Origin of the sequence: Virgibacillus sp. AGTR (assembly GCF_016919725.2) — a bacterium.
Classification (GTDB): Bacteria; Bacillota; Bacilli; order Bacillales; family Amphibacillaceae; genus Virgibacillus; species Virgibacillus salarius.
Genome location: NZ_JAJERH010000010.1, coordinates 19,631 through 41,276, shown reverse-complemented (window position 1 = coordinate 41,276; position 21,646 = coordinate 19,631). Strand labels below are relative to the sequence as shown.

General features: G+C 36.1%; 23 protein-coding genes. 19 read left to right on the top strand and 4 right to left on the bottom strand.

The annotated features are described in order from the left end of the window. Positions 1-32: 32 nt before the first annotated feature. Positions 33-398 carry a YugN family protein gene (locus JUJ52_RS06535; RefSeq protein WP_026680780.1) on the bottom strand — a complete coding sequence of 122 codons (366 nt, stop codon included), beginning with the start codon at positions 396-398 and terminating at the stop codon, positions 33-35. Positions 399-698: 300 nt separating this feature from the next. Here JUJ52_RS06535 and JUJ52_RS06530 point away from each other — a divergent pair, with 300 nt between their 5' ends. The 7 genes from JUJ52_RS06530 (at position 699) to coaD (ending at position 4,726) form a co-directional block, all read left to right on the top strand. Beyond that, positions 699-1,766: a CAP domain-containing protein gene (locus tag JUJ52_RS06530; RefSeq protein ID WP_121605043.1), complete on the top strand. Its 1,068-nt coding sequence runs from the start codon at positions 699-701 to the stop codon at positions 1,764-1,766. Between the two features lie 114 nt (positions 1,767-1,880). Beyond that, positions 1,881-2,282, top strand: a complete 402-nt coding sequence (gene ylbD / locus JUJ52_RS06525) for a YlbD family protein (RefSeq protein ID WP_026680782.1) — start codon at positions 1,881-1,883, stop codon at positions 2,280-2,282. An 11-nt stretch (positions 2,283-2,293) separates the two neighbouring features. Next, positions 2,294-2,527 carry a YlbE-like family protein gene (locus JUJ52_RS06520; protein WP_026680783.1) on the top strand — a complete coding sequence of 78 codons (234 nt, stop codon included), beginning with the start codon at positions 2,294-2,296 and terminating at the stop codon, positions 2,525-2,527. Positions 2,528-2,578: 51 nt separating this feature from the next. Further along, positions 2,579-3,016 carry a YlbF/YmcA family competence regulator gene (locus JUJ52_RS06515; RefSeq protein WP_026680784.1) on the top strand — a complete coding sequence of 146 codons (438 nt, stop codon included), beginning with the start codon at positions 2,579-2,581 and terminating at the stop codon, positions 3,014-3,016. Positions 3,017-3,054: 38 nt separating this feature from the next. Continuing rightward, complete coding sequence (locus tag JUJ52_RS06510) at positions 3,055-3,330, top strand: YlbG family protein (protein ID WP_026680785.1); 276 nt, start codon at positions 3,055-3,057, stop codon at positions 3,328-3,330. A gap of 345 nt (positions 3,331-3,675) precedes the next feature. After that, the gene (rsmD, locus tag JUJ52_RS06505; RefSeq protein ID WP_026680786.1) at positions 3,676-4,254 is read left to right on the top strand and encodes a 16S rRNA (guanine(966)-N(2))-methyltransferase RsmD; all 579 of its coding nucleotides are present in this window, start codon (positions 3,676-3,678) and stop codon (positions 4,252-4,254) included. Further along, complete coding sequence (gene coaD, locus JUJ52_RS06500) at positions 4,247-4,726, top strand: pantetheine-phosphate adenylyltransferase (RefSeq protein ID WP_121605044.1); 480 nt, start codon at positions 4,247-4,249, stop codon at positions 4,724-4,726. The genes rsmD and coaD overlap by 8 nt, the downstream gene beginning before the upstream one ends. A gap of 486 nt (positions 4,727-5,212) precedes the next feature. Here the strand turns inward: coaD and ylbJ are convergent, their stop codons facing one another. Next, on the bottom strand, positions 5,213-6,430 hold the full coding sequence (gene ylbJ / locus JUJ52_RS06495; protein WP_026680788.1) for a sporulation integral membrane protein YlbJ: 1,218 nt from the start codon (positions 6,428-6,430) through the stop codon (positions 5,213-5,215). Between the two features lie 196 nt (positions 6,431-6,626). Between ylbJ and JUJ52_RS06490 the strand changes: the two genes are divergently transcribed. Then, positions 6,627-7,637 (top strand): SepM family pheromone-processing serine protease, encoded by a 1,011-nt coding sequence (locus JUJ52_RS06490; protein ID WP_026680789.1) that lies wholly within the window; start codon positions 6,627-6,629, stop codon positions 7,635-7,637. 53 nt (positions 7,638-7,690) lie between these two features. Here the strand turns inward: JUJ52_RS06490 and JUJ52_RS06485 are convergent, their stop codons facing one another. Further along, positions 7,691-8,905, bottom strand: a complete 1,215-nt coding sequence (locus JUJ52_RS06485; RefSeq protein ID WP_166530037.1) for a nucleotidyltransferase — start codon at positions 8,903-8,905, stop codon at positions 7,691-7,693. 349 nt (positions 8,906-9,254) lie between these two features. Here JUJ52_RS06485 and JUJ52_RS06480 point away from each other — a divergent pair, with 349 nt between their 5' ends. The 3 genes from JUJ52_RS06480 to JUJ52_RS06470 all read left to right on the top strand — a co-directional run bounded on the left by JUJ52_RS06480 (position 9,255) and on the right by JUJ52_RS06470 (position 10,762). Beyond that, a complete protein-coding gene (locus tag JUJ52_RS06480) occupies positions 9,255-9,785 on the top strand; it encodes a YceD family protein (RefSeq protein WP_026680791.1) in 531 nt (176 codons plus the stop codon). 47 nt (positions 9,786-9,832) lie between these two features. Continuing rightward, complete coding sequence (gene rpmF / locus JUJ52_RS06475; RefSeq protein WP_026680792.1) at positions 9,833-10,006, top strand: 50S ribosomal protein L32; 174 nt, start codon at positions 9,833-9,835, stop codon at positions 10,004-10,006. 270 nt (positions 10,007-10,276) lie between these two features. Beyond that, complete coding sequence (locus JUJ52_RS06470) at positions 10,277-10,762, top strand: RsfA family transcriptional regulator (protein WP_026680793.1); 486 nt, start codon at positions 10,277-10,279, stop codon at positions 10,760-10,762. Positions 10,763-11,016: 254 nt separating this feature from the next. Here the strand turns inward: JUJ52_RS06470 and JUJ52_RS06465 are convergent, their stop codons facing one another. After that, a complete protein-coding gene (locus JUJ52_RS06465; protein ID WP_026680794.1) occupies positions 11,017-11,499 on the bottom strand; it encodes an N-acetyltransferase in 483 nt (160 codons plus the stop codon). A gap of 153 nt (positions 11,500-11,652) precedes the next feature. Between JUJ52_RS06465 and JUJ52_RS06460 the strand changes: the two genes are divergently transcribed. The 8 genes from JUJ52_RS06460 to JUJ52_RS06425 all read left to right on the top strand — a co-directional run bounded on the left by JUJ52_RS06460 (position 11,653) and on the right by JUJ52_RS06425 (position 21,642). Continuing rightward, on the top strand, positions 11,653-12,033 hold the full coding sequence (locus JUJ52_RS06460) for a DUF3397 domain-containing protein (RefSeq protein WP_026680795.1): 381 nt from the start codon (positions 11,653-11,655) through the stop codon (positions 12,031-12,033). 89 nt (positions 12,034-12,122) lie between these two features. Further along, on the top strand, positions 12,123-13,742 hold the full coding sequence (gene bshC, locus JUJ52_RS06455; protein WP_026680796.1) for a bacillithiol biosynthesis cysteine-adding enzyme BshC: 1,620 nt from the start codon (positions 12,123-12,125) through the stop codon (positions 13,740-13,742). A 196-nt stretch (positions 13,743-13,938) separates the two neighbouring features. Next, positions 13,939-14,370 (top strand): division/cell wall cluster transcriptional repressor MraZ, encoded by a 432-nt coding sequence (gene mraZ, locus JUJ52_RS06450; protein ID WP_026680797.1) that lies wholly within the window; start codon positions 13,939-13,941, stop codon positions 14,368-14,370. A 59-nt stretch (positions 14,371-14,429) separates the two neighbouring features. Then, a complete protein-coding gene (rsmH, locus tag JUJ52_RS06445; RefSeq protein WP_026680798.1) occupies positions 14,430-15,407 on the top strand; it encodes a 16S rRNA (cytosine(1402)-N(4))-methyltransferase RsmH in 978 nt (325 codons plus the stop codon). Next, a complete protein-coding gene (gene ftsL, locus JUJ52_RS06440) occupies positions 15,407-15,781 on the top strand; it encodes a cell division protein FtsL (protein ID WP_026680799.1) in 375 nt (124 codons plus the stop codon). The genes rsmH and ftsL overlap by 1 nt, the downstream gene beginning before the upstream one ends. A 19-nt stretch (positions 15,782-15,800) precedes the next feature. After that, positions 15,801-18,017, top strand: coding sequence for a penicillin-binding protein (locus tag JUJ52_RS06435; protein WP_121605048.1), 2,217 nt, complete (start codon positions 15,801-15,803; stop codon positions 18,015-18,017). A 100-nt stretch (positions 18,018-18,117) separates the two neighbouring features. Beyond that, positions 18,118-20,049 carry a stage V sporulation protein D gene (locus JUJ52_RS06430; RefSeq protein WP_205388503.1) on the top strand — a complete coding sequence of 644 codons (1,932 nt, stop codon included), beginning with the start codon at positions 18,118-18,120 and terminating at the stop codon, positions 20,047-20,049. Positions 20,050-20,175: 126 nt separating this feature from the next. Then, positions 20,176-21,642, top strand: coding sequence for a UDP-N-acetylmuramoyl-L-alanyl-D-glutamate--2,6-diaminopimelate ligase (locus tag JUJ52_RS06425; RefSeq protein WP_205388504.1), 1,467 nt, complete (start codon positions 20,176-20,178; stop codon positions 21,640-21,642). Positions 21,643-21,646: the final 4 nt, after the last annotated feature.

Genomic DNA, 21,646 nt, shown 5'->3' with positions numbered 1-21,646 from the left:
CTCATACTTAGGAGTAGTCGGCTGCTAGTTATTTATTGGTTGAATTGTTCAATTTCAGATTTCACTTTACTAACTAAGTTATTTGCACGTTCAACTAAATTTTCTGGAAAGCCTTCTTCCTCTCCATATTCAACCCCATGCGGGTAATAGTGCTTTCCTAATAAAGGTGTCATTAGTTTGATGACGGCGTTTCCACGATCGACATCACCTTCAACAGCATAGCCTTGAATTCGAATGTAGTATGTAATATTCTTTTCTTTGGAATCCATTCGGTAATCATAAGTGACACGTTCATAATCCCATTGACCTGCACGAATAAAAGCATGTTTAGCAGTTAAATGATCCAGTGGCTTTAAATCAATAACCAAGTCTTCCAGTCCTGTATTTTCTAATCTCATTTTATCCACCTCACCTAATAGTCCTCACTATACTATATTAGTATGAATTGCAAGAACTTGCAATTGAAAAGACATATTGAAAAATAGGATAAATTCCTACAGGATGACTGCTAATATAACTATTGGATATTCGCAGGACTGAAATTGTTGTAATGGGTTCTATTTGCGTATTTTGAAAGTGAAATTATTTGCCGAACTTGGCATTTTTTTATATGATTACCATTAAAATAATAGAGAAGATAGCATGATTTATATATTAGAATCATATATATACCATAAAACGTAAAAGGAGACTATATAATGCGATTTATTAAAAGCATCATACTTTTATCTCTATTAGCGGTAGTAGGATTCTATTTCTTGGAGCAAAATGATATGTCTCCGGAAGCAACAATAGAATCAATTAGTGATTCGGTAAAAGAAAAGCAACAATTACTTAAAACAAAAGTTGTACCTGAGAAAAAGGAAGAAATTCCATTAGCAGGTGAACTTTTTCAATGGTTTGGTAAATCAACCGATGCATTAATTCAAAGCATGGGAAAACCTACTAGAAAAGATCCAAGTGCTTACGGATACACTTGGTGGGTTTATACGGATCAAAAAGAAACCTATGTGCAATTTGGGGTGGCAGATGATAAAATTCAAACAATCTATGCAACTGGAAATAATATTAACATAAAGCCTGTTACACTGGGCGAGTCTTATGAAAACATAAGCAAACAGTTTAATTTTTCAGATGAAGTAACTTATCGAAATGGATTAACTTCATATACGTTTATGCTTAAAGATGAAGATAAAAAAATGCGGCCACTCGTAAAATTATCCGATTCTGTCTTTATGCAACTCTATTTCGATACATTTACGAATACATTATCCTCTGTACGAGTGTTAGAAGCGGAAACGTTATTAAAGCATCAGCCTTATGAGCTTCAGTACCGAGGGAATTTGCCTGAGCAGCCCGATTTAACAAACGAACAATGGGCAAAGGTAGAGGAAGGTATGGAACAACAGATTTTTGATATAACAAATGTGATGCGACATAAGCAAGGGAAAACAACGTTAAAATGGGAAAAATCTGTAGGTGAAGTAGCATTTCTGCATAGTAAAGATATGTCAGATAATAATTATTTTTCCCATTCTAGTTTAGATGGAAGAGGTTTAAAAGATCGGTTAGATGAAGGGAAGGTTTCATTCGTATCAGCAGGTGAGAACATTGCCGCGCAATATCCAGATGCTGCAGCTGCTATGGAAGGATGGTTGAATAGTGAAGGGCATCGAAAGGCATTGCTGAGTGATGATTATACCCACCTAGGGGTAGGCGTTTACCGCTTATATTATACACAAAATTTCTTAGCAAAAGCGTTCTAATTGTAAGCAAGCGAAGATTTATAATGCTTCGCTTGCTGATTTTGAATCACATCTATCATGCCTATGCATAGAATAAATAGTGCATATGACTATGTATTAAAAGAGGTGATGAGGATGAGTGACCAGAAACTACACCCTTCAGTCCTTGAATTTAAGCAATTTATCAACGAACATCCCAAGCTGATTGAGCATATAAGAAAAAGTGGTAGACCATGGCAGGAAACATATGAAAAATGGGTATTACTAGGTGAAGATGACCCTTTTTGGGAAAAATATAAGGGTGATAAATCGCAAACAAAAACCCAAAAAGAAAAAGCAAAAAAGGAAAAAAATTCAGAGCTATTCAGTCAGTTAATGAAAATGACAGAATCAATGGATCTAGAAAAAATTCAAAAGCAAATTGAACAGTTTAGTGACTCCATTACGACGATACAAGAACTTATTGGACAATTTCAACAAAATAAAAGCACTTCTTCACAACAACCAAATGAAAGAATGGGATGGTTTCGCGACTAAGGAGTGAAAATATGGATCCGAATTCCTATAACTACTTACGACAAAATCCTGAATTATTACGATTTGTTAGACTTAATCCTATCTGGTATCGATATTTATCACGAGATCCTAATCTTATCGAAGACATGAGAAAGGAGTCCAAACGCTTCTATGGAAAAACATTTCCTCAGCAGGTAGAGAAAGTAAATAATCACATTCAAATGGTGGGAATGTTAATGCAGTTTGCTGGAGCGATGAAGGATTAATTATTTTCAGAAAGCAGGAAAAGTGATAAGATAAGGATGGAGGTGGATAGGATGATTGCGACAATGGAATATGTAGATATTCTAGATCGGTCTGAGCAGCTTGGTAGAATGATTTTAGACTCAGACGTTATGGAAGCCTATAATCGATCTCAGCAGGAACTTGATGAGGACCAACATGCACAACGGCTTATACAAGCATTTATAGATATAAAAAGTCATTATGAAGATGTTCAACGTTTCGGTAGATATCATCCAGATTATAATGCGATTATGAAAGAAGTTCGAAGAGTAAAAAGGGAGATGGACATGAATGATAAAGTTGCTTCCTTTAAGATAGCTGAACGTAATCTACAAAAATTGCTGGATGAAATTAGTAATTATGTTGCTCATAGTGTAAGTGAGCAAGTCAAAGCCCCACAAGATGGTGCTGCATTATCCGATAGTGGATGTGGTTGTGGTAGCGGTGGCGGATGTGGATGTGCATCTTAAATGATGGAAAAAGTATATTATTTTTAGCGAGGTAACTTATGCGAACAAAACGTCAAGGAATTGTGGTCTGGTTTCAACATATGAAGAATCTAAAGCAAATTAAGCGCCATGGTCATTTTTTATACAGTTCAAAGAAAATGAAATATGCTGTATTATATGTCGATCAAGAGGAAATAGAAAAAGTAGAAGAAAAATTATTAAGGCTTTCTTTTGTTTCTAAGGTTGAGCGCTCCTACAAGCCTTTTGTTCGAATTGATTTTGAAAATGCGAAACCAGATAAGGCTAAACAATATGATTATAAAATGGGGATATGACGGAAAAGCTGCGAATTGATTGTTCGCAGCTTTTCGTTTGAAACAATTCTCTTATACAAAAGAAAAAACCTGCAGAAATGATTCTACAGGTCCCTTTGTTTTCTTGTTAGAAAACAAAAAGGCAAAGGGAGAGGAGAAACCGGAAGAAGAACTTATGGGGAAGAGTAAGTCTTCTCCGTGTTTTGAAACAACCAAGCTAACCTTTAGCTGTCTCATTATGTTAGTATGGTCGATCATAAGGATAATATACACCTAGCTAAAAAATTTTTTCAATGAATTCTTGTTTTCGTTTTCATACTTTTGTGGTAGGATAAATGTCGAATAGGGTAAAATCGAGGTGGAATAATGCGTATAATAGCTGGTGAGTATAAGGGAAGGCAGCTAAAAGCTGTACCAGGGAAGACAACTAGGCCAACAACTGATAAAGTAAAGGAAGCAGTTTTTCAAGTGATTGGTCCATTTTTTCAGGGTGGGAATGCATTAGATCTCTTTGCAGGTAGCGGCTCGCTTGGATTTGAAGCATTAAGCCGCGGTGTGGAGAAGGTTGTATTCGTAGACAAACACCCAAAGGCAGTACATACCATTAATGAAAATAGTAAACAACTGAAGTTGGAAAATAGAGTGGAAATTTTCCGCGCAGATGCATTTCGTGCAATTCACGCCGCAGCTAAACGTGAACTGGATTTTCAACTCGTTTTACTCGATCCTCCTTATGGAAAGGTAAACTATGAAGAGTTAATCAACGAAATGATTCAACTTCGGCTTATAAAACAAGGTGCTTGGATATATTGTGAGCATGACATGTCTGAAAAACTGCCATCGGATCACCCATATTTAAACGTAGTAAAACAAACCCATTATGGTGGTACGATAGGAATCACCATTTATAAAATGAATGAGGAAGGGAGCGCTTATCTTGACTAGATTGGCGATATGTCCGGGCAGTTTCGATCCTGTGACGTATGGACACTTAGATATCATACAACGAGGAGCAAAGATCTTTGATCAGGTTATTGTAGCCGTATTCAATAATCAATCAAAGGCCCCTTTATTTAATGTAGAAGAACGTATCAACTTATTGGAACAATGTACAGCAGATTTACCAAATGTATCTATTGATTCATCAAATGGTCTATTAATGGATTATGCAAGGTCAAAAAATGCGCAGGCAATTATTCGTGGTCTTCGAGCTGTAAGTGATTTTGAGTATGAGATGCAAATTACTTCGATGAACCGGAAATTAAATGAAGATATCGAGACTTTTTTTATGATGACAAATAACCAATATTCATTTTTAAGCTCAAGTATCGTGAAAGAAGTTGCGAAGTATAAAGCGAATGTTAGTGATCTAGTTCCTAATGTTGTAGAAGCAGCATTAGAGCAAAAGTATAATTAATGGACAAAAGAATGAAGAAGCAATAAAAAACGAACAATAATTAGTTGAAATTAATTATCGTTCGTTTTTTGATTAGAATTATTCATTTAGCACCTGAAATAAGCGAGACTCCGGCGGGAACAGCACGAGTCCGAAGATCCACTTAGTAACTTGTTTTTCTTTACCAAGTTAGCTGAGACCGTTCCCGCGGAAAGCGCGTATAGTTTCACGGTGTGGCGATGATACTTCTATTGATAACATGATTATTCGTATTTTGAGTAAAAGAAGTTGTGTTTTGTCCCAGCCTCTTTTTATAGTCTAGGAAATTATAAAATTTGCCCATCTGGATAATTATGGGCGTGTTAAGCTGCGTTCAGCTCCCAGCGCCCATGAATCGCCCTAATCTAAGTCATCATCGGCGTGAATCCTCTATCTCCGTTGACTCGCTCCAGTCGCTGCGTTTCTAATCGAGCGCTTGCGCTTTTATTTATACAGCTAACCATCGCTTTATTTTGCAGCATTTAGTCGAATAGCAATTATAATAATAGAAATTCCTAGGGAAATGATGGTAATGATTGGACCATATGTTATTATTTTCTCCAATACCTTATTCCAAATATTTTCATGAACGGCTTGCGATACAGCGATATGATCGGAATCAAATGCTTGTTTATTCAAATATAACGGTTTATAAAGGACGATAGTAAGGATGGCAGCAATCATTCCATGAAGAATTCTAGCAAAAAAATAAGGCGCAAAACGAATATCTGTTTTTGCAAGTATGCTCGCAACTTGTGCTTGAACCGACAAACCATTAAAACCTAAAATAAAACTTACTAAGATAGCTTTTGTTAGAAGCGTATCACTTGTTATTCCTGAAATGCTCTGCGCACCAATTGTTATCTCGAAAAGTCCAGATAATAGAGGTAAACCAAATTCGGGAGACATAGAAAATAATTGTAAAATATGTTGGAAAAATACAGATATGAATGTGGATATACCAGTTAAAAAGAATAACTTTGTAAGCACAGAAAATAAAATGATAAATCCACCAACCATTACTAGTGTTTTAACAGAATGAAGGACAGCATCTCCGAGAATTTCTCCTAATGGTCGATTGTCCATTAATCTTGTTTCATGCATATCTTTAAATGCTTTAACGATTGATACTCTCCCACGAACTTCCCTTCTCATCATATCTTGTTTTTCTTTGTTTTTTCCATAGAATCGCATACAAATACCAACAAATGCATTACTAATATAATGACAAGCAGCTAGTAATATTCCTAGTTTTGTATCGTGGAAAAAACCAACAGATACTGCTGCAAAAATAAATAATGGGCTGGAGGCATTAGTAAATGAAACTAATCTTTCAGCTTCAATTTGTGTTAATTGTTTTTCTTCTCTTAGTCTACTTGCGATTTTGGCGCCAGTAGGATAACCACTTGCCATCCCCATAATCCATCCAAAGCTTCCAACACCTGGAATATTAAATAAAGGGCGCATGATTGGTTCAAATAGTACGCCAATAAATTTCACGACACCAAAACTGATTAGTAGTTCAGCAGTTATAAAAAAAGGTAATAGTGATGGGAATACCACTTCCCACCAAATACTTAAGCCACGGATACTGGCTTCAAATGTTTGATCTGAAAATTGTATTAGTGAAAATGCGATAAATGCCGTTGTCCCAGAAAGAAGGATTGTTTTAACTATTTGTGACAATGTTGCGCCTCCTAATTGTTAGCCTTGCTCTGTACTTATTCGTATGATAGTAGTAGAATTGGAATATCATTAGGAGAAAGCGCGTTCTCCTAATGCGATGTACAAGTCTATATAAATATACGCACATACCTAGCGAATTTATGCCATACACTTTTAAAACAGATGGTGTTAGTGGAACATAGTGGAGGGTAAAGAAATGACAAAAAAATACTTGGCTAGCTTACTTCTAATGATAGTTGCTGTTTATTTTTTAGCGGCATATCAGCTTCCATTTTATATTTATAAGCCTGGTGGTGCAGATGCGCTCAATCCAATTGTTGAAGTAGAAGAAGGTTATGAAAGTAAGGGAGATATGCATCTTGTTACAGTTAGTGGCGGACAAGCTACACCAGTACAATACATATTGGCAAAGGTGCTACCTCATCATCAAATAGTTCCTATTGAAGAAGTTTTCCCCGATGGTATAACAGATGATGAGTATATGCATGCTCAATTGCAAATGATGGAAAATTCACAAGAAGCATCGACTGTAGTTGCATATAAAGCTGCACATCAAGATATATCAATCGATTACAATGGCGTATACGTTGTTTCAATTGTTGAAAATATGCCTGCTGATGGGAAATTACAAATGGGAGATCGAATTATTGGAATTGATGGAGAGGAGATTAAAGAAGCGAATGATTTAATTCATTACGTAGAAGAAAAAAAGGCTAACGAAACAATTACTGTAGATTTCGTTCGTGACGAAAAAGAGATGTCTGTAAAGATTACACTCGAATCATTAGCTGATTTAGGTAATAAGCCTGGAATAGGTATTCGATTAGTAACTGATCGTGCGGTTTCAGTAAACCCTCAAGTACATTTTTCTAGCGGGAAGATAGGTGGTCCTAGTGCAGGACTCATGTTCTCTTTGGAAATTTATGATCAATTAACGGAAGAGGATTTGACGAAGGGTTATGAAATCGCAGGTACGGGCGAAATAGACTATGACGGTAACGTACATCGAATCGGGGGAATCGATAAAAAAGTGGTTGCTGCTGATAAAGAAGGTGCGGATATCTTTTTTGCTCCAAACGAGGCAGGTAATGGTGAGACAAATTATGAAATCGCACGTAAAAAGGCAGCGGAAATAGAAACAGATATGAAAATAGTCCCTGTTGATACATTTGAAGATGCGCTTGATTATTTACAGCAGTTGAAGTAAATAAAAAACAAGACCTAGATTTTTTAGAGGATAGGTCTTGTTTTTTAATGCTATTATAATATTTTAATCGGTGGTTGGATTTCTTGATTACGTAGAGCTAATTTTACATCTGGAGCAAGAATACTATAATAGGCATCACTTGCTCTTTCTTCCATTTCTAACATCGGATGCATGGTACGACCCAACTTCTGAATAAGAGGAACATCTATTTTCTTCTTCTGTTGATGAATATAAGCTTGCCCCGTTTTATTAAATCCAAGTACACGAACGTAAGCCATCTTGGATGGATTACATAAGATGTCGATTTCTTTCTTTTTGGTATTCGTCAATATATGTACGAACATACGTTGTAATCGTGTCCATGTGTAACGCTTTGTTTTTAGCGTCTGCATCCATTCTCCAAATGAATGAACACTCCTAGCAGCTTTTTTTAATCGATGTTCAAGCCCTTCATCTACACCTTGAATCATAGAAAGTTCCTGTAGCGACATAGTTGTTACACGATAGTGTAGAAATGGAAAATAATTTTCCCAAACATGCCAAGTTCCAGCGCGTTGATTATAATTTTCTAATTCCATTTTTGTTGTATCAGGAATAGAGTTGCTAATTTCATGTGTGATCGTGTTTCTTTCTGTTAGAGTTTTTCGTATACTGGTTGCACTGGCAATTGATCCTGAAATTGTTTCATCATGGTAACCACTTTGGGAGCGTTGGACAGTTAATGGTCTAATCGGGAGATTATGATCCATAATGGTTTTTACATAACTAAACCCTAGAATATTATTTGGTTTGGTTAAATCCATTTCATCAGTAGATAAGCTAATATGACGGTATGCTGCTTTACTAGCTTCTGGAAAAGATATTCCGGAATTTAACTGGTCTCTAAGAACGTTTTGATAGTCTTGTTGATTTGTTTTTAATCTGTGATAACTGTTTATAAAATTGTCAATATTGCCTGATTCACTACCAAAGCATAAGCTAGATACACCTAATTCGCTTAAGGTTAAAACTGCTCCCTTAGCAAATAAATCACTGCTTTGCACAGCGAATGGATATGGTAACTCAACTACTAAATCAATTCCCTTGCTTAGGGCCGCTCTTGCACGATAAAATTTATCCATAATTGCTGGTTCTCCTCTTTGTAGGAAGGACCCACTCATCACGGCTATCATACATTCTGCCTGACTTATTTTTCGAGCTTCCTGTATATGATATACATGCCCGTTATGAAATGGATTATATTCAACTACTAGCCCACATGCTTCCATTTTCATCATCTCCTAGTTCAAATAAAGTTTCACTTTATTACCGGTAACCTGGGCAGTAAATCTAGATGAAAAAGTAATAACACGTAGAGGAAATTGCCCGTAGAAGCCCGATTGGTTCAACTAACATTCAGAAGTAGTACACTTTTGAATAAAGTGTCACTTTATTGTATCAAAAAATAGATTATTTCGCATTTGGTCTACTGTTATGATGACTAGTGATAGGAGTGATCGGGAACACTCTATATAAAGGATATAGCTAATCAATTAGTTTTGTATTCTGTAAAGAAAATATGTTGACAAAAGTCTTTTTTTCTTTTAAAATTACTCTTGTTGCCTTGAGGTGATTATATTGAAATTTGCATTAGCTCAATTAAAGAAAAGTGCTTATAATGAACCATTCACTTTTGATGAAAAAGTAAATGTTTCTGAACTGGAGACAATGAATAACGATATTCGTCAAATTGAACCAGTTCGTGTTCATGGACAGTGTTTTTTTCAAGGAGACCAAATCATTTTTTCATTGGAGATTAGTGGAGAGATGATACTTCCTTGTGCGCGAACACTAGTAGATGTCCCGTATCCGTTTGATATTCATGCAGATGAAGTATTTACTACTGCACCATACGTTACTGAAGATGAAGCGGAAGAAGAAATACATCCGATTGATGGGGAAGTACTTGACTTAACCCCGCTTATAAAGGAAAATATTCTATTAGAGGTTCCGTATCGAGTATTTTCAGATGAAACAAATGACCAAATGAAGTCCCCTACAGAAGGGAAAGGTTGGGAGTTTATTTCAGAAGAAAAAAAAGAAAAGACGATAGATAAGCGTTTTAAGAAATTGGAATCATTGTTGAAAGATGACGAGAAGAAAGACTAACATCATTCTACTCGGTTTTCTTATCTTCTATGAAGGAGGTGTAAGTCATGGCAGTACCTAAAAGAAGAACTTCTAAAAAAGTTAAAAATCAACGTCGTACTCATAAAAAATTACACGTACCTGGCATGGTAGAATGTTCAAATTGTGGTGAATTAACAAAACCACATTATGTTTGTAAATCATGCGGACATTATGACGGGAAAGAAGTAGTAAGTAACTAATAAAGTATAATCATAGCTTACAAACAGATCACAAATTGTGATCTGTTTTTTATATAATCAACAGGTAGTTATGGAATCTATGGTTGTCTATTTTCACTCCAAGTTAGCTGGAACCTGTTATATAGGAAAGGATTTCACTAGATAAGCGCACCCTCTATTTTTACTTTTATTTGTACAATAATTAAAAAAACTGTTAAAAATACATAATACTTTATTCTATCACTCCTATTTTTTGCATACATTGATAGCAAATGTATAAGGAGGGATGTTATGAATGCAACTCGACAAGATGCATGGACTAAAGATGAGGATGTGTTGTTAGCAGAAACGGTCCTGCGCTATATACGAGATGGAAAAACACAATTAGAAGCTTTTAAAGAGGTAGCTAAAAAATTATCAAGAACTTCAGCTGCATGTGGATTTCGTTGGAATGCGACAATTCGTAAACAATATCAGGATGCAATTCAAACAGCGAAAGAGGAACGAAAGCTTGGCAATAGAAAGGATATATGGAGCTTTACTGAGCCTAAAATTCAAGAAAGAGATACGATAGAAACTGCGATTCTGCTATTAGAAAAGATGAGATCCAATTTTTCAACACAAAAAACAGAAGATATCAAGAATGATAAAGAATATGCGGAGCATTTAGAGAAGGAAAATGCGCATCTAAAAGAGAAACTTACGCGATATGAAAATGCTTGGGAAGAAATGGGTAAATTATGGAGTTGGGTAAAAACGGATTCACAGGATAAGTAATAAAAACAGATAACTCATTGCGCTTGATTTGTCTAGCGCATAAGTAGATAATTTAAAGCCTTTTTTATGTTTTATATAATGTAAACAAAAGCCAAATTCAGATAAAGTGAAACTTCAATCAGTGGGGGTTTTTGTTTATCCCGCACTTACCATATTGGTTTTACTTTATTGCTTGAAGTGAGGGTATTAATGCCAGTTATATGCGAGATAAAAAGACATGAATGCAATTTTACATTCATGTCTTTAGCTTCAATTTAATTTGAACTTTCTTGCTCTTTTACCCCTTCAGGCATCCATATTAAAGGATTTTCGCCTAAGTCTCTTTCCATTTCATAATGCGCTTTTTGGAATCCCATTTTTTCCCAAAAGCCGTGGGAGTTAATACGAGGATTCGTTTTAATAGGTAATTGATAACTTTTAGCGAAATTAACAAGTACTTTACCATACCCTTTTCCCTGATATTCAGGTAAAACTTCTAACTTCCAGAGTGTTAGATAGTCTTGAGGTGGTTCGAAATAAAAGTCGTATTTTTTCTTTACTTTATAAAGGCTCATTCTGGCGATTAAACTATCCCCAACATAAATCCCGTAGAATGGCGAGTCATTTTGATTTTCGATCATATTATTTTCTAGGTCTTCCAGCATTGATAATTCTTGATTGCCATATTCCTTGAAATGTTTAAATTTTTCAAGTGTTTTGTAATTGATCATGAGTTTTTCCACTTTCACGGATTCCATAAAAGTTCCCCCTCTATATCGTTGCTGTCATTTACTTTGTTACAATTATTTTGGATTTTCTATATATTTATTATAATATAAAAGGAACAATATGAAAATAAAAGAATTATTTAGCGTTTTTAACGATGAACAGTTCGGGGGAAATGGTAATAAATGATTAATGTACTTAGCTATTTCATTGCATTGTTAGTAACAGTTCCACTATTTGCTACTGGGATATTGTATTACATTGCTCGTTCTTCAGGTATACACCCCTTAAAGGCTTTACATGTTGCAGTTCATTGGACAACAATATTTTACATCCTATCTGTATGTGTAATAGGGTCAATTATTTTTAATTTCAATGTTATTGGCATTATAATTACATTTTTGCTTGTACTCATCACTACCATTATTGTTTTACAGTGGCGTATGCAAACGGAGGTTAATTTTGCGAGGGCTTTTAAAATTATGTTACGGATTTCATTTTTGATTTTCGGTTTTTTATATGCCTTACTTGTTTTACTAGGAGTTATTCAGCGAATTTTTTTCTAACTGTACCTTGCAAAACAGATCGCATGAAATTTACGCTCTTTTTATGTACAATACAAAAAGGACATTACATATAAAGGAGCATGGGATCTATGCGGATTGACCCGATCGTTTTGAAGAAACGGAATAAATTAATACAGGATTATAGAAATAACGACGAGCAAATTCAATCTTTTTTTGATTATGCTCCATTTGGCAGTTTTGATAAAAGATATGATGAACTAATGGAACGTTCTTTTCAACGAGAAAGTTTATGTGAGGTATTGCATGAATTGAACCAAGGCTGGAACGCTCCTCCATCTACATTGGAAAATATAGAACGGTTAGTAGCGGATGACAGTGTGGTTGTAATTGGGGGACAACAAGCAGGATTAATGACGGGTCCAATGTATACGATAAATAAGATTATTTCAATTATACAGTTTGCTAGGGAACAAGAAAAAATTCTCGGTGTTCCAGTTATTCCTATTTTTTGGATCGCCGGAGAAGACCATGATTTTGATGAAGTAAATCATATTTACCTTCCTCAACAACAGCATTTACAAAAATATAAGGTGCAACATAAGGTTTGGGACAAAATTTCATTATCTGATTTGCAGATTAATAAAGAGCAAAGTGCAATTTGGTTACAGCAGTTATTTAAAGATCTAAAAGAAACAAACTATACAAAAGAATTATATGAGCAAATGAAGCATTGCTTGAATGATTCTGCTAGCTATGTTGATTTTTTTGCACAAATAATTTTTGCCCTTTTTCCAAATGAAGGTGTCGTACTCATTGACTCGGGTGATGATCGCGTACGTGAACTGGAAAAAGAGTACTTTGTGCAAATGATTAAACAACAGCCCGAGATCAGTAAGGGTGTACATGCAACGATTAAGGAATTGAATGAATTAAATTATTCTCTATCTCTTGATGTGGAAGAATCGGATGGTCACTTGTTTTTTCACAGAAATGGAGAGCGAATTTTATTACGCCGTATGGAAAATGGTGACTGGCAAGGGAAACAAAATGAGGTAGTGCTTACTACTGACGAGCTAGTATACATTGCTAATCAAAATCCAAATCTATTAAGTAACAACGTAGTTACTCGTCCATTAATGCAAGAGTTTTTATTTCCTAGCTTGGCATTTATCGGAGGACCAGGAGAAATAGGTTATTGGGCTTCTTTAAAATCTGCCTTTCATTCGGTTCAGTTAAAGATGCCACCTGTCTTACCAAGGCTATCTTTAACGATTGTAGAACGTCATATAGAGAAAACAATGCACAAGTTTCAAATTTCAGCTGAAGACGCAATAAATCATGGCACTGTTCACCTTAAAGAACATTGGTTCGCTCAGAAGAATCAGCCAGCTATTGAAGAAATTGCTGAACAAGTAAAAAAAGATGTTGAAAGGGCGCATTTGCCTTTGAGGGAAGTTGCGATTGATATGCGAAGCGATTTAGGTGATTTAGCTAATAAGAATCTGCAATTTTTAAAAGCAGATGTATCCTTTTTGGAGAGTAAGTTAATAAATGCACTACGATCAAAACATGAGGAAGAATTAAAAGCATTTGATTTGATGAATATAGTATTACATCCAGAAAATGGTTTACAAGAGCGTGTTTGGAATGTATTACCTTGGATTAATAAGTATGGTTTAGGCTTTATAAGTGAATTAATGAATCATTCCTATCAATTTACAACTGATCATTATATTATTTATGTATAAAAAGGCAATTATTCTCCCACTAATTACCACCATCGTATAAAAAAGCTGTCATATATTGATATGACAGCTTTTTCCGTTGTTATTACCGTTAGCTTTTAGCTGTATAAACAGCTTTTTTTTTATGTTTTTTTAAATATGAGTGGTGAATAGTGGGGGAATGTGGTAATATTGGATATACAAAGGTGGGGTGGACTATATGTTCATGGGTGAATTCCAACATAACATTGATACTAAAGGAAGAATGATTGTTCCATCTAAGTTTCGTGAGGGGCTTGGGGAAAGCTTTGTTGTGACCCGTGGACTAGATAAATGTTTATTTGCTTATCCAATGGACGAATGGAAACTATTGGAGGAAAAGTTAAAAAAACTCCCACTTACTAAGAAGGACGCCAGAGCATTCACGCGATTTTTCTTTTCTGGTGCAATTGAATGCGAAGTTGATAAACAGGGAAGAATAAATATTCCGCAGAATTTACGCAGTTACGCTGCATTGGAAAAGGAATGTGTCGTGATTGGTGTTTCAAATCGCATTGAAATCTGGGCGAATGAGAATTGGGAAGAGTACGTGACAGACTCAGAAGAATCCTTTGCAGAAATTGCAGAGAACCTAATGGACTTCGATATCTAATCAACTAGAGAGGACATTTGACATCATGAAGGCGGCAAACGATAGAAATGGGTGTTTCAATGTTTGAACATTATAGTGTTTTAAGAACAGAGACAATTGAAGGAATGGAGATCAAGCCAACTGGTACGTATGTTGATTGTACAGTAGGGGGTGGAGGGCATTCTGAGCAAATTGCCTCAAGATTAAGCGAAAACGGATTACTAATAGCTTTTGATCAAGATTTAGATGCATTACAGGCTGCAAAAGAACGATTAGCGGAATATAAAGATCGAATATTATTTGTTCATTCTAATTTTAGCAGGCTAGAAGAAGCTCTAGAAGAGCATCAAATTGACCAAGTAGATGGGATTTTATTCGATTTAGGTGTATCTTCTCCTCAATTGGACAGGGGAGAAAGAGGCTTTAGCTATCAGCATGATGCAATACTTGATATGAGAATGGATCAAACAAAAGATCTGAACGCTTATGAGATCGTAAATAACTGGTCGTATAATGATTTGGTGAAAATTTTCTTTAAATATGGTGAAGAAAAATTCGCCAAACAAATTGCCAGAAAAATAGAAGCCTATCGGAAAACTAAAACGATAGACACGACACATGAATTAGTGGGAATTATTAAAGAAGGTATTCCTGCACCCGCTAGACGTAAAGGGGGACATCCTGCTAAAAGGATATTTCAAGCCTTACGAATTGCGGTAAATGATGAGTTAGGTGTGTTTAACGATGCCTTACATCAAGCTGCAAGAGTTGTAGGCATTAGTGGAAGAATTGCAGTAATTACCTTCCATTCATTAGAGGATAGACTTTGTAAACAAGCTTTTAAAAAATGGAGTACACCAAAGGCTACACCAAGAAACTTGCCTATTTTACCGGAAGCTAATGAAGCACCTTTTCGGCTAGTTAACCGAAAACCGATTATTGCTAATGAGCATGAGTTGGAGGTTAACCGAAGATCACGATCTGCTAAGCTGCGTATTATTGAAAAAATATCTGATTGGAAACCACATTTTAGGTATGAAGAAGGGTGGAGAAAATAATGAGTGTAAATCATGCTAGATCATGGGAACAAATTAGACCGCAGCAGACACCGAAGAAGGAGCAATCCATACCTGTTAAAGTGCAGAAGCAGGGTTGGATTACAAAAGGAGAAAAATTAATTTATTCCATAATTGGGGTATGTATAATTGTAGCAGGATTGTATATGGTTTCTTTTTCTTCATCAACGGATACGGTTAATCGAGAATTACAACAATTAGAAAGCAAAGTCAAGTTACAACAAGCTGTTAATGATCAACTTAGCTATGAGTTGAAAGAGTTGAGTAGGCCGGAAAGAATTATAAATATAGCTGAAAAGAATGGTCTAAAAATTCAAGATACCAAAGTGAAACAAGCTCAGAAAATGAATAATTAGAATCAAGGGGAACATGGTTATGAGGAAAAATAAAGCGACTCACTTCATGGCAGGCATTTTTATAATCCTTTTCGTAGGTGCATTTCTTACATTGTCAGGACGGTTTCTCTACATTCAAGCCACAAAGGAAATAAACGGAGTATCATTGGAGGAATGGGCAGATAAACAACGAACATCATCTTATACATTACCCGCAGAAAGAGGAAAAATATACGATAGTAATGGAATGACGCTGGCTTATGATCGACCTACATATAGATTATACGCCATTGTAGATGAATCCTATTCCGAAGATTTAGAGGAGCCAAAGCATGTAAAAGATCCGGAGAAAACTGCGGAATTGCTGGCTCCTTTATTAGATATGAAAGAAAGTGAAGTGCTTGAACAGTTAAATGCTGGCATCGAAAAAAATAAATTTCAGGTTGAGTTTGGAAATAACGGTAAAGAATTATCTCAGCAGAAAAAAGATGAAATTGCAGCTTTAGATTTGCCTGGAATTAATTTCAAGGAAGAAGCAATTCGCTATTATCCAAATGGAATGTTTGCTTCACAAATTATTGGGTTTGCAAGAGAAACAGAAGTTGATAAGAAAGACAAAACTGGTACGAAACAAGAAATCAAAGGTGTAGCTGGCATTGAACATGAAATGAATGATTTATTAAGCGGTAAAGATGGGCGCATATCTTATCAGCGTGATCAATATAATAAAAAGCTCTTGCATCCAGAAGAAGTTGTTACTGAACCTGAGGATGGAGATGATGTTTATTTAACGATCGAACAGAAAATTCAAACCTTACTGGAGGATACACTTACACAGGCAGATGAAAAGTATGAGCCTGAGCGCATTTCTGCTGTTGTAATGAATCCTAAAACGGGTGAAATTGTGGCGATGAGTAATCGACCAAGCTATAATCCGAATGATCCAAAAGTAGAAAATTGGTTTAATGACGTTGTTTCTACACCGTTTGAACCGGGTTCAACGGTTAAAATGTTTACTTGGGCAGCAGCGATAGAAGAGAATGTATATAATGGTAGTGAACCTTATATGTCAGGTAGCTACCAACCCAATGAGCAAATAAAGCCTGTGCGTGACCATAATGGAGGTAACGGTTGGGGGAAAATCTCATTTGATAAGGGATTCCAACGATCATCCAATGTAGCAGCTTCTAAGCTTGTATGGGAAAAAATTGGTACCGACAAATATCTAGAATACTTAAAGGCCTTTCAATTTGATAAAAAAACGGAAATTGATTTACCCAATGAGGTAGCTGGTGAAATTTTATATAATTGGCCGCGTGAGAAGTTAAGTACTTCTTTCGGTCAAGGTAGTACGCTAACACCAATTCAACAAATGAAAGCTGCAACAGCTATTGCAAATGATGGAAAAATGCTACAGCCTTATGTGATCAAAAAAATTGTTGACGCTAATTCTGGAGAAATAATCGAAGAGAAGTCACCAAATGTAGTTGGCAAACCAATTTCTAAAGCGACAGCTGAACAAGTTTTAGAGCTTTTGAAATCTGTTGTAAATGGAGAAGATGGGACGGGTAAAAAGTATAAACTGGATGATTATACAGTTGGAGGTAAAACAGGGACAGCGCAGATTCCTAATCCTGAAGGAGGATATTTATCTGGTAAAGAAAATCATGTTTTTTCCTTCTTAGGCATGGCACCCATCGATGATCCGGAGTTAATGATGTATGTATCTGTTAAGCAGCCCAAGTTAGAGCCAACGGAATCAGGTTCGACACCAGTATCTTTTATTTTTAAAAATGTAATGGAGAATGGGCTTCACTATTTGAATATTAATCCTGATAAAGAGAAGACCAACAAGGTTAAACAAGTAAGCATCCCTACCTTAGTAGGAAAAGATGCTAGTAAAATGGAGAAAGAGCTTAAAAAGCATGGGTTGAAAGTTACGGTAGCTGGTCAAGGGGAAATTGTAGCTAGTAATGTCAGAGAAGGTGAAAAAGTGTTACCAAATGATCATGTTTTATTAATAACTGAAAAACCAAAGATGCCTAACATCGTGGGCTGGTCGCTACGTGATGCATTACAGTTAGCAAATCTATTGGAATTGAAAACAGAGACCTTTGGTAATGGCTATGTTGTTACTCAGAATATAAAGGAAGGTACACCTGTAAAGCCTAAAGACTATTTAGGTATTGAATTAGTACCTCCGAATCAAGAAAAGCAGGAAAACACTTCATCAGATCAAGAAGATACAGGGGAATAACACAAGTAATATAATTTTGTGGCGATGAGAAACAGTGTTCTAATCCAATTTTATTGTTCATATAGTGGATACAAGCATGTCTATAAAAAGGAGATGTAGTATGAAACGTGTATCTGCTGTGACGACAAAAAAACGGATAGTCGCTGTTTTTCTTATTGGTTTATTAATATTTACAGTTATTGATATTCGTTTAGGGTATGTGCAATTTGTAATAGGCGATAAATTAATGGGACAAGCCAATGAATTATGGACAAGGGATATTGAATTTGAACCTGAAAGAGGAAATATATTGGACAGTAATGGTGAAGTACTTGCTGAAAATGTAACAGCTCCATCCGTTGTAGTTGTACCGAGGCAAGTTGATAAGCCTGAGGAAACGGCAAAGAATTTGTCCAATATTCTAGACATTTCATATGATAAGGCTTATGAATATGTTACACGAAATGCATCGAGTGTGAACATACATCCAGATGGCAGGAAAATAGATGAAAAACAAGAAACCGCTATTCGAACATTGAATATGGATGGTGTCTATTTATCTAAAGATTCTAAGCGACATTATCCATACGGAGATGACCTTTCCCACGTGATCGGATTTGCAGGCATTGATAATCAAGGATTAATGGGTCTTGAGTTATTTTATGATGATAAATTAAGTGGAGATAAAGGCAGTCTCTCCTTTTACTCAGATGCGAAAGGTAGACGTCTAGATAGATTAGCAGATGAATACAGCCCTCCCAAGGATGGACTAGACCTCAAAACAACTATTAACACAAAAGTACAAACTATTATGGAGCGTGAACTTGATCTAGCTGAGTCCAAATATCATCCAGATGGTGCAGTTGCGATTGCCGTAAATCCTAAAACTGGGGGAATTCTTGGTATGACGTCACGTCCAAACTTTCATCCCGAGAATTATCAAGAAGTAGACTCCGATGTGTTTGATCGAAACCTGCCGATCTGGAGTACGTATGAACCAGGTTCCACATTCAAAATTATTACATTAGCTGCTGCTCTTGAGGAAAAAGTCGTAGATTTAGAAAATGATCACTTTCACGATGATGGTGACATCTCTGTTGGAGGAACCGAATTACATTGTTGGAAGAGCGGTGGTCATGGGCATCAAAGTTATTTGGAAGTTGTCCAGAATTCTTGTAACCCTGGCTTTGTAAGCCTTGGTCAAATGTTAGGAAAGGAGAAGCTATTTTCATATATCAATAGTTTTGGATTCGGTAAAAAGACAGGAATTGACTTGCAGGGAGAAGGGAATGGAATTCTGTTTAAACCAGAAAATGTAGGACCAGTTGAATTGGCTACTACAGCTTTTGGACAAGGTGTATCTGTTACTCCAATTCAGCAAGTAATGGCGGTAGCAGCTGCAGTTAATGGTGGCTATTTATACGAACCATATATTGCAGAAGAGTGGATTGATCCTAAAACAAAAAAGACAACCGAAAAAGTGGAACCTACCATGAAAAAGAAAGTTATTTCCGAATCGACTTCCAAGGAGATACGTCATGCTTTAGAAAGTGTTGTTGCACAAGGAACAGGACGACCTGCATATGTTGATGGCTATCGAGTTGGCGGGAAAACAGGTACAGCACAAAAAGTTGGACCAGATGGTAGATATATGGAAAATAACTATGTGGTATCCTTTATTGGTTTTGCTCCAGCAGATGATCCTGAAATCGTTGTGTATGTAGCTGTTGATAATCCGAAAGATACGGTCCAGTTTGGTGGTGTGGTAGCAGCACCAATTGTTGGTACAATTATTGGTGATAGCCTAAGGGCAATGGAAGTCGAACCTCGTAAGGGTGGACTGGACAAAGAATATCAGTGGCCAGAAGAACCGAAAGTAGAAGTTCCTGACTTAGTGGGACTAGATAAAGAAGAATTAACGGAATACATGACAAACCTATCCATCGAAACTAGTGGAAAGGGTGATTATATTATTGATCAAGCACCTAGTCCTGGAACAAAAGTAGAGCAAGGATCAAAAATCCGCATTTATTTATCGGAAAATAATCGTTAAACAGGGATAAATTTGCTATAATGATTTAGGTGGAAAAAGAATAAAAGAGGGTGCTGTCACCCTCTTAAAAATTGTAATCTACGAGAATACATATGTGGGACATTATTTTAGATTGGGATGTTAAACATGAAATTAATTGATTTGTTAGGATGTATACCTTTTTATGAAACAAATGATGATATAGCTCATATAGAGGTAACTGGTATTGAAATGGATTCGCGAAAAGTAGAATCCGGTAATCTTTTTGTCTGCATCAAAGGCTTTACAGTTGATGGACATGACTACGTAGAGCAGGCGGTTCAAAATGGAGCCAGTGCCGTTATTGTCGATCAAGAAGTACATTCAAGCGTACCAATAATTAAAGTCGCTAATACAAGCAGAGCATTATCGATGCTTGGTGTGAAATATTATAATAACCCTACTGTTAAGCTACCTTTAATCGGTATCACTGGAACAAATGGTAAGACTACGGTGACGTATCTGCTTGAAACGATATTTAATGAATATAAGAAAAAGACAGGTGTTATTGGAACGATTCATATGAAAATAGGAAATGAAACATATCCGGTTGCCAATACGACTCCAGATGCGTTACTACTTCAGAAGTCGTTCAAAAAGATGCTAGATCAAGATGTAGACCAAGCAATTATGGAAGTTTCTTCGCATGCGCTTGTGCAGGGAAGGGTTTATGGTTGTGATTATGATATAGCGGTTTTTACAAATCTATCTCAGGATCACTTAGATTATCATAAAGATATTGATGACTATCTAAGAGCCAAGAGCCTCTTGTTTGCGCAGCTAGGCAATAGTTATAGCGGTGAAGATAAATATGCCGTAATTAATGAAGATGATGCGTCAAGTACACTATTAAAAGAAAGTACAGCTCAACATGTGATTACGTACGGAATCGAAAATTCTGCTCAAGTAATGGCAAGTAATATTATACTTGGTGCAGCAGGTACAACTTTCCAATTAACGACACCTGTTGGAGAGTTAACAATCCAAAGCAAGCTTATTGGTATGTTTAATGTATATAATATGTTGGCGGCCAGTGCTGTAGCAATTGTGAGTGATATTCCGATTGCCCACATTAAAACGGCTTTAGAAAAAATGGAGGGTGTAAATGGTCGATTTGAACCTGTGAATGAAGGGCAGTCCTTTGCAGTTATTGTTGACTATGCACATACACCGGATTCATTATATAATGTTTTACAGACGGTGAAAGAATTTGCAGAAAATCGTGTGTTTGTAGTAGTAGGCTGTGGTGGTGATCGTGATCGTACGAAGCGGCCACTTATGGCGGAAATTGCATTAAAATATGCAGATCATGCTATTTTCACATCTGATAATCCGAGAACGGAGGATCCCCAAGAAATTTTGGATGATATGACAAATGGTTTGCATGCTAACGAAGATTATCAAGTTATCGTAGATCGAAGATTGGCAATACAGTATGCTGTAGAACATGCTAAAGCTGGTGATGTTATTCTAATAGCAGGTAAAGGGCATGAAACATATCAACAAATCGGCAATGTTAAATATGATTTTGATGATCGAGAAATAGCTCGCCAAGCTATTTTAGCTAAGGAGTAGAGAT

What these genes read in the sequence shown, in the direction of transcription:
- JUJ52_RS06535 (WP_026680780.1), bottom strand. Translation starts at nt 398, where the DNA reads ATGAGATTAGAAAATACAGGACTGGAAGACTTGGTTATTGATTTAAAG.
- JUJ52_RS06530 (WP_121605043.1), top strand. Translation starts at nt 699, where the DNA reads ATGCGATTTATTAAAAGCATCATACTTTTATCTCTATTAGCGGTAGTA.
- ylbD (WP_026680782.1), top strand. Translation starts at nt 1,881, where the DNA reads ATGAGTGACCAGAAACTACACCCTTCAGTCCTTGAATTTAAGCAATTT.
- JUJ52_RS06520 (WP_026680783.1), top strand. Translation starts at nt 2,294, where the DNA reads ATGGATCCGAATTCCTATAACTACTTACGACAAAATCCTGAATTATTA.
- JUJ52_RS06515 (WP_026680784.1), top strand. Translation starts at nt 2,579, where the DNA reads ATGATTGCGACAATGGAATATGTAGATATTCTAGATCGGTCTGAGCAG.
- JUJ52_RS06510 (WP_026680785.1), top strand. Translation starts at nt 3,055, where the DNA reads ATGCGAACAAAACGTCAAGGAATTGTGGTCTGGTTTCAACATATGAAG.
- rsmD (WP_026680786.1), top strand. Translation starts at nt 3,676, where the DNA reads ATGCGTATAATAGCTGGTGAGTATAAGGGAAGGCAGCTAAAAGCTGTA.
- JUJ52_RS06490 (WP_026680789.1), top strand. Translation starts at nt 6,627, where the DNA reads ATGACAAAAAAATACTTGGCTAGCTTACTTCTAATGATAGTTGCTGTT.
- JUJ52_RS06485 (WP_166530037.1), bottom strand. Translation starts at nt 8,905, where the DNA reads ATGGAAGCATGTGGGCTAGTAGTTGAATATAATCCATTTCATAACGGG.
- rpmF (WP_026680792.1), top strand. Translation starts at nt 9,833, where the DNA reads ATGGCAGTACCTAAAAGAAGAACTTCTAAAAAAGTTAAAAATCAACGT.
- JUJ52_RS06470 (WP_026680793.1), top strand. Translation starts at nt 10,277, where the DNA reads ATGAATGCAACTCGACAAGATGCATGGACTAAAGATGAGGATGTGTTG.
- JUJ52_RS06465 (WP_026680794.1), bottom strand. Translation starts at nt 11,499, where the DNA reads ATGGAATCCGTGAAAGTGGAAAAACTCATGATCAATTACAAAACACTT.
- JUJ52_RS06460 (WP_026680795.1), top strand. Translation starts at nt 11,653, where the DNA reads ATGATTAATGTACTTAGCTATTTCATTGCATTGTTAGTAACAGTTCCA.
- bshC (WP_026680796.1), top strand. Translation starts at nt 12,123, where the DNA reads ATGCGGATTGACCCGATCGTTTTGAAGAAACGGAATAAATTAATACAG.
- mraZ (WP_026680797.1), top strand. Translation starts at nt 13,939, where the DNA reads ATGTTCATGGGTGAATTCCAACATAACATTGATACTAAAGGAAGAATG.
- rsmH (WP_026680798.1), top strand. Translation starts at nt 14,430, where the DNA reads ATGTTTGAACATTATAGTGTTTTAAGAACAGAGACAATTGAAGGAATG.
- ftsL (WP_026680799.1), top strand. Translation starts at nt 15,407, where the DNA reads ATGAGTGTAAATCATGCTAGATCATGGGAACAAATTAGACCGCAGCAG.
- JUJ52_RS06435 (WP_121605048.1), top strand. Translation starts at nt 15,801, where the DNA reads ATGAGGAAAAATAAAGCGACTCACTTCATGGCAGGCATTTTTATAATC.
- JUJ52_RS06430 (WP_205388503.1), top strand. Translation starts at nt 18,118, where the DNA reads ATGAAACGTGTATCTGCTGTGACGACAAAAAAACGGATAGTCGCTGTT.
- JUJ52_RS06425 (WP_205388504.1), top strand. Translation starts at nt 20,176, where the DNA reads ATGAAATTAATTGATTTGTTAGGATGTATACCTTTTTATGAAACAAAT.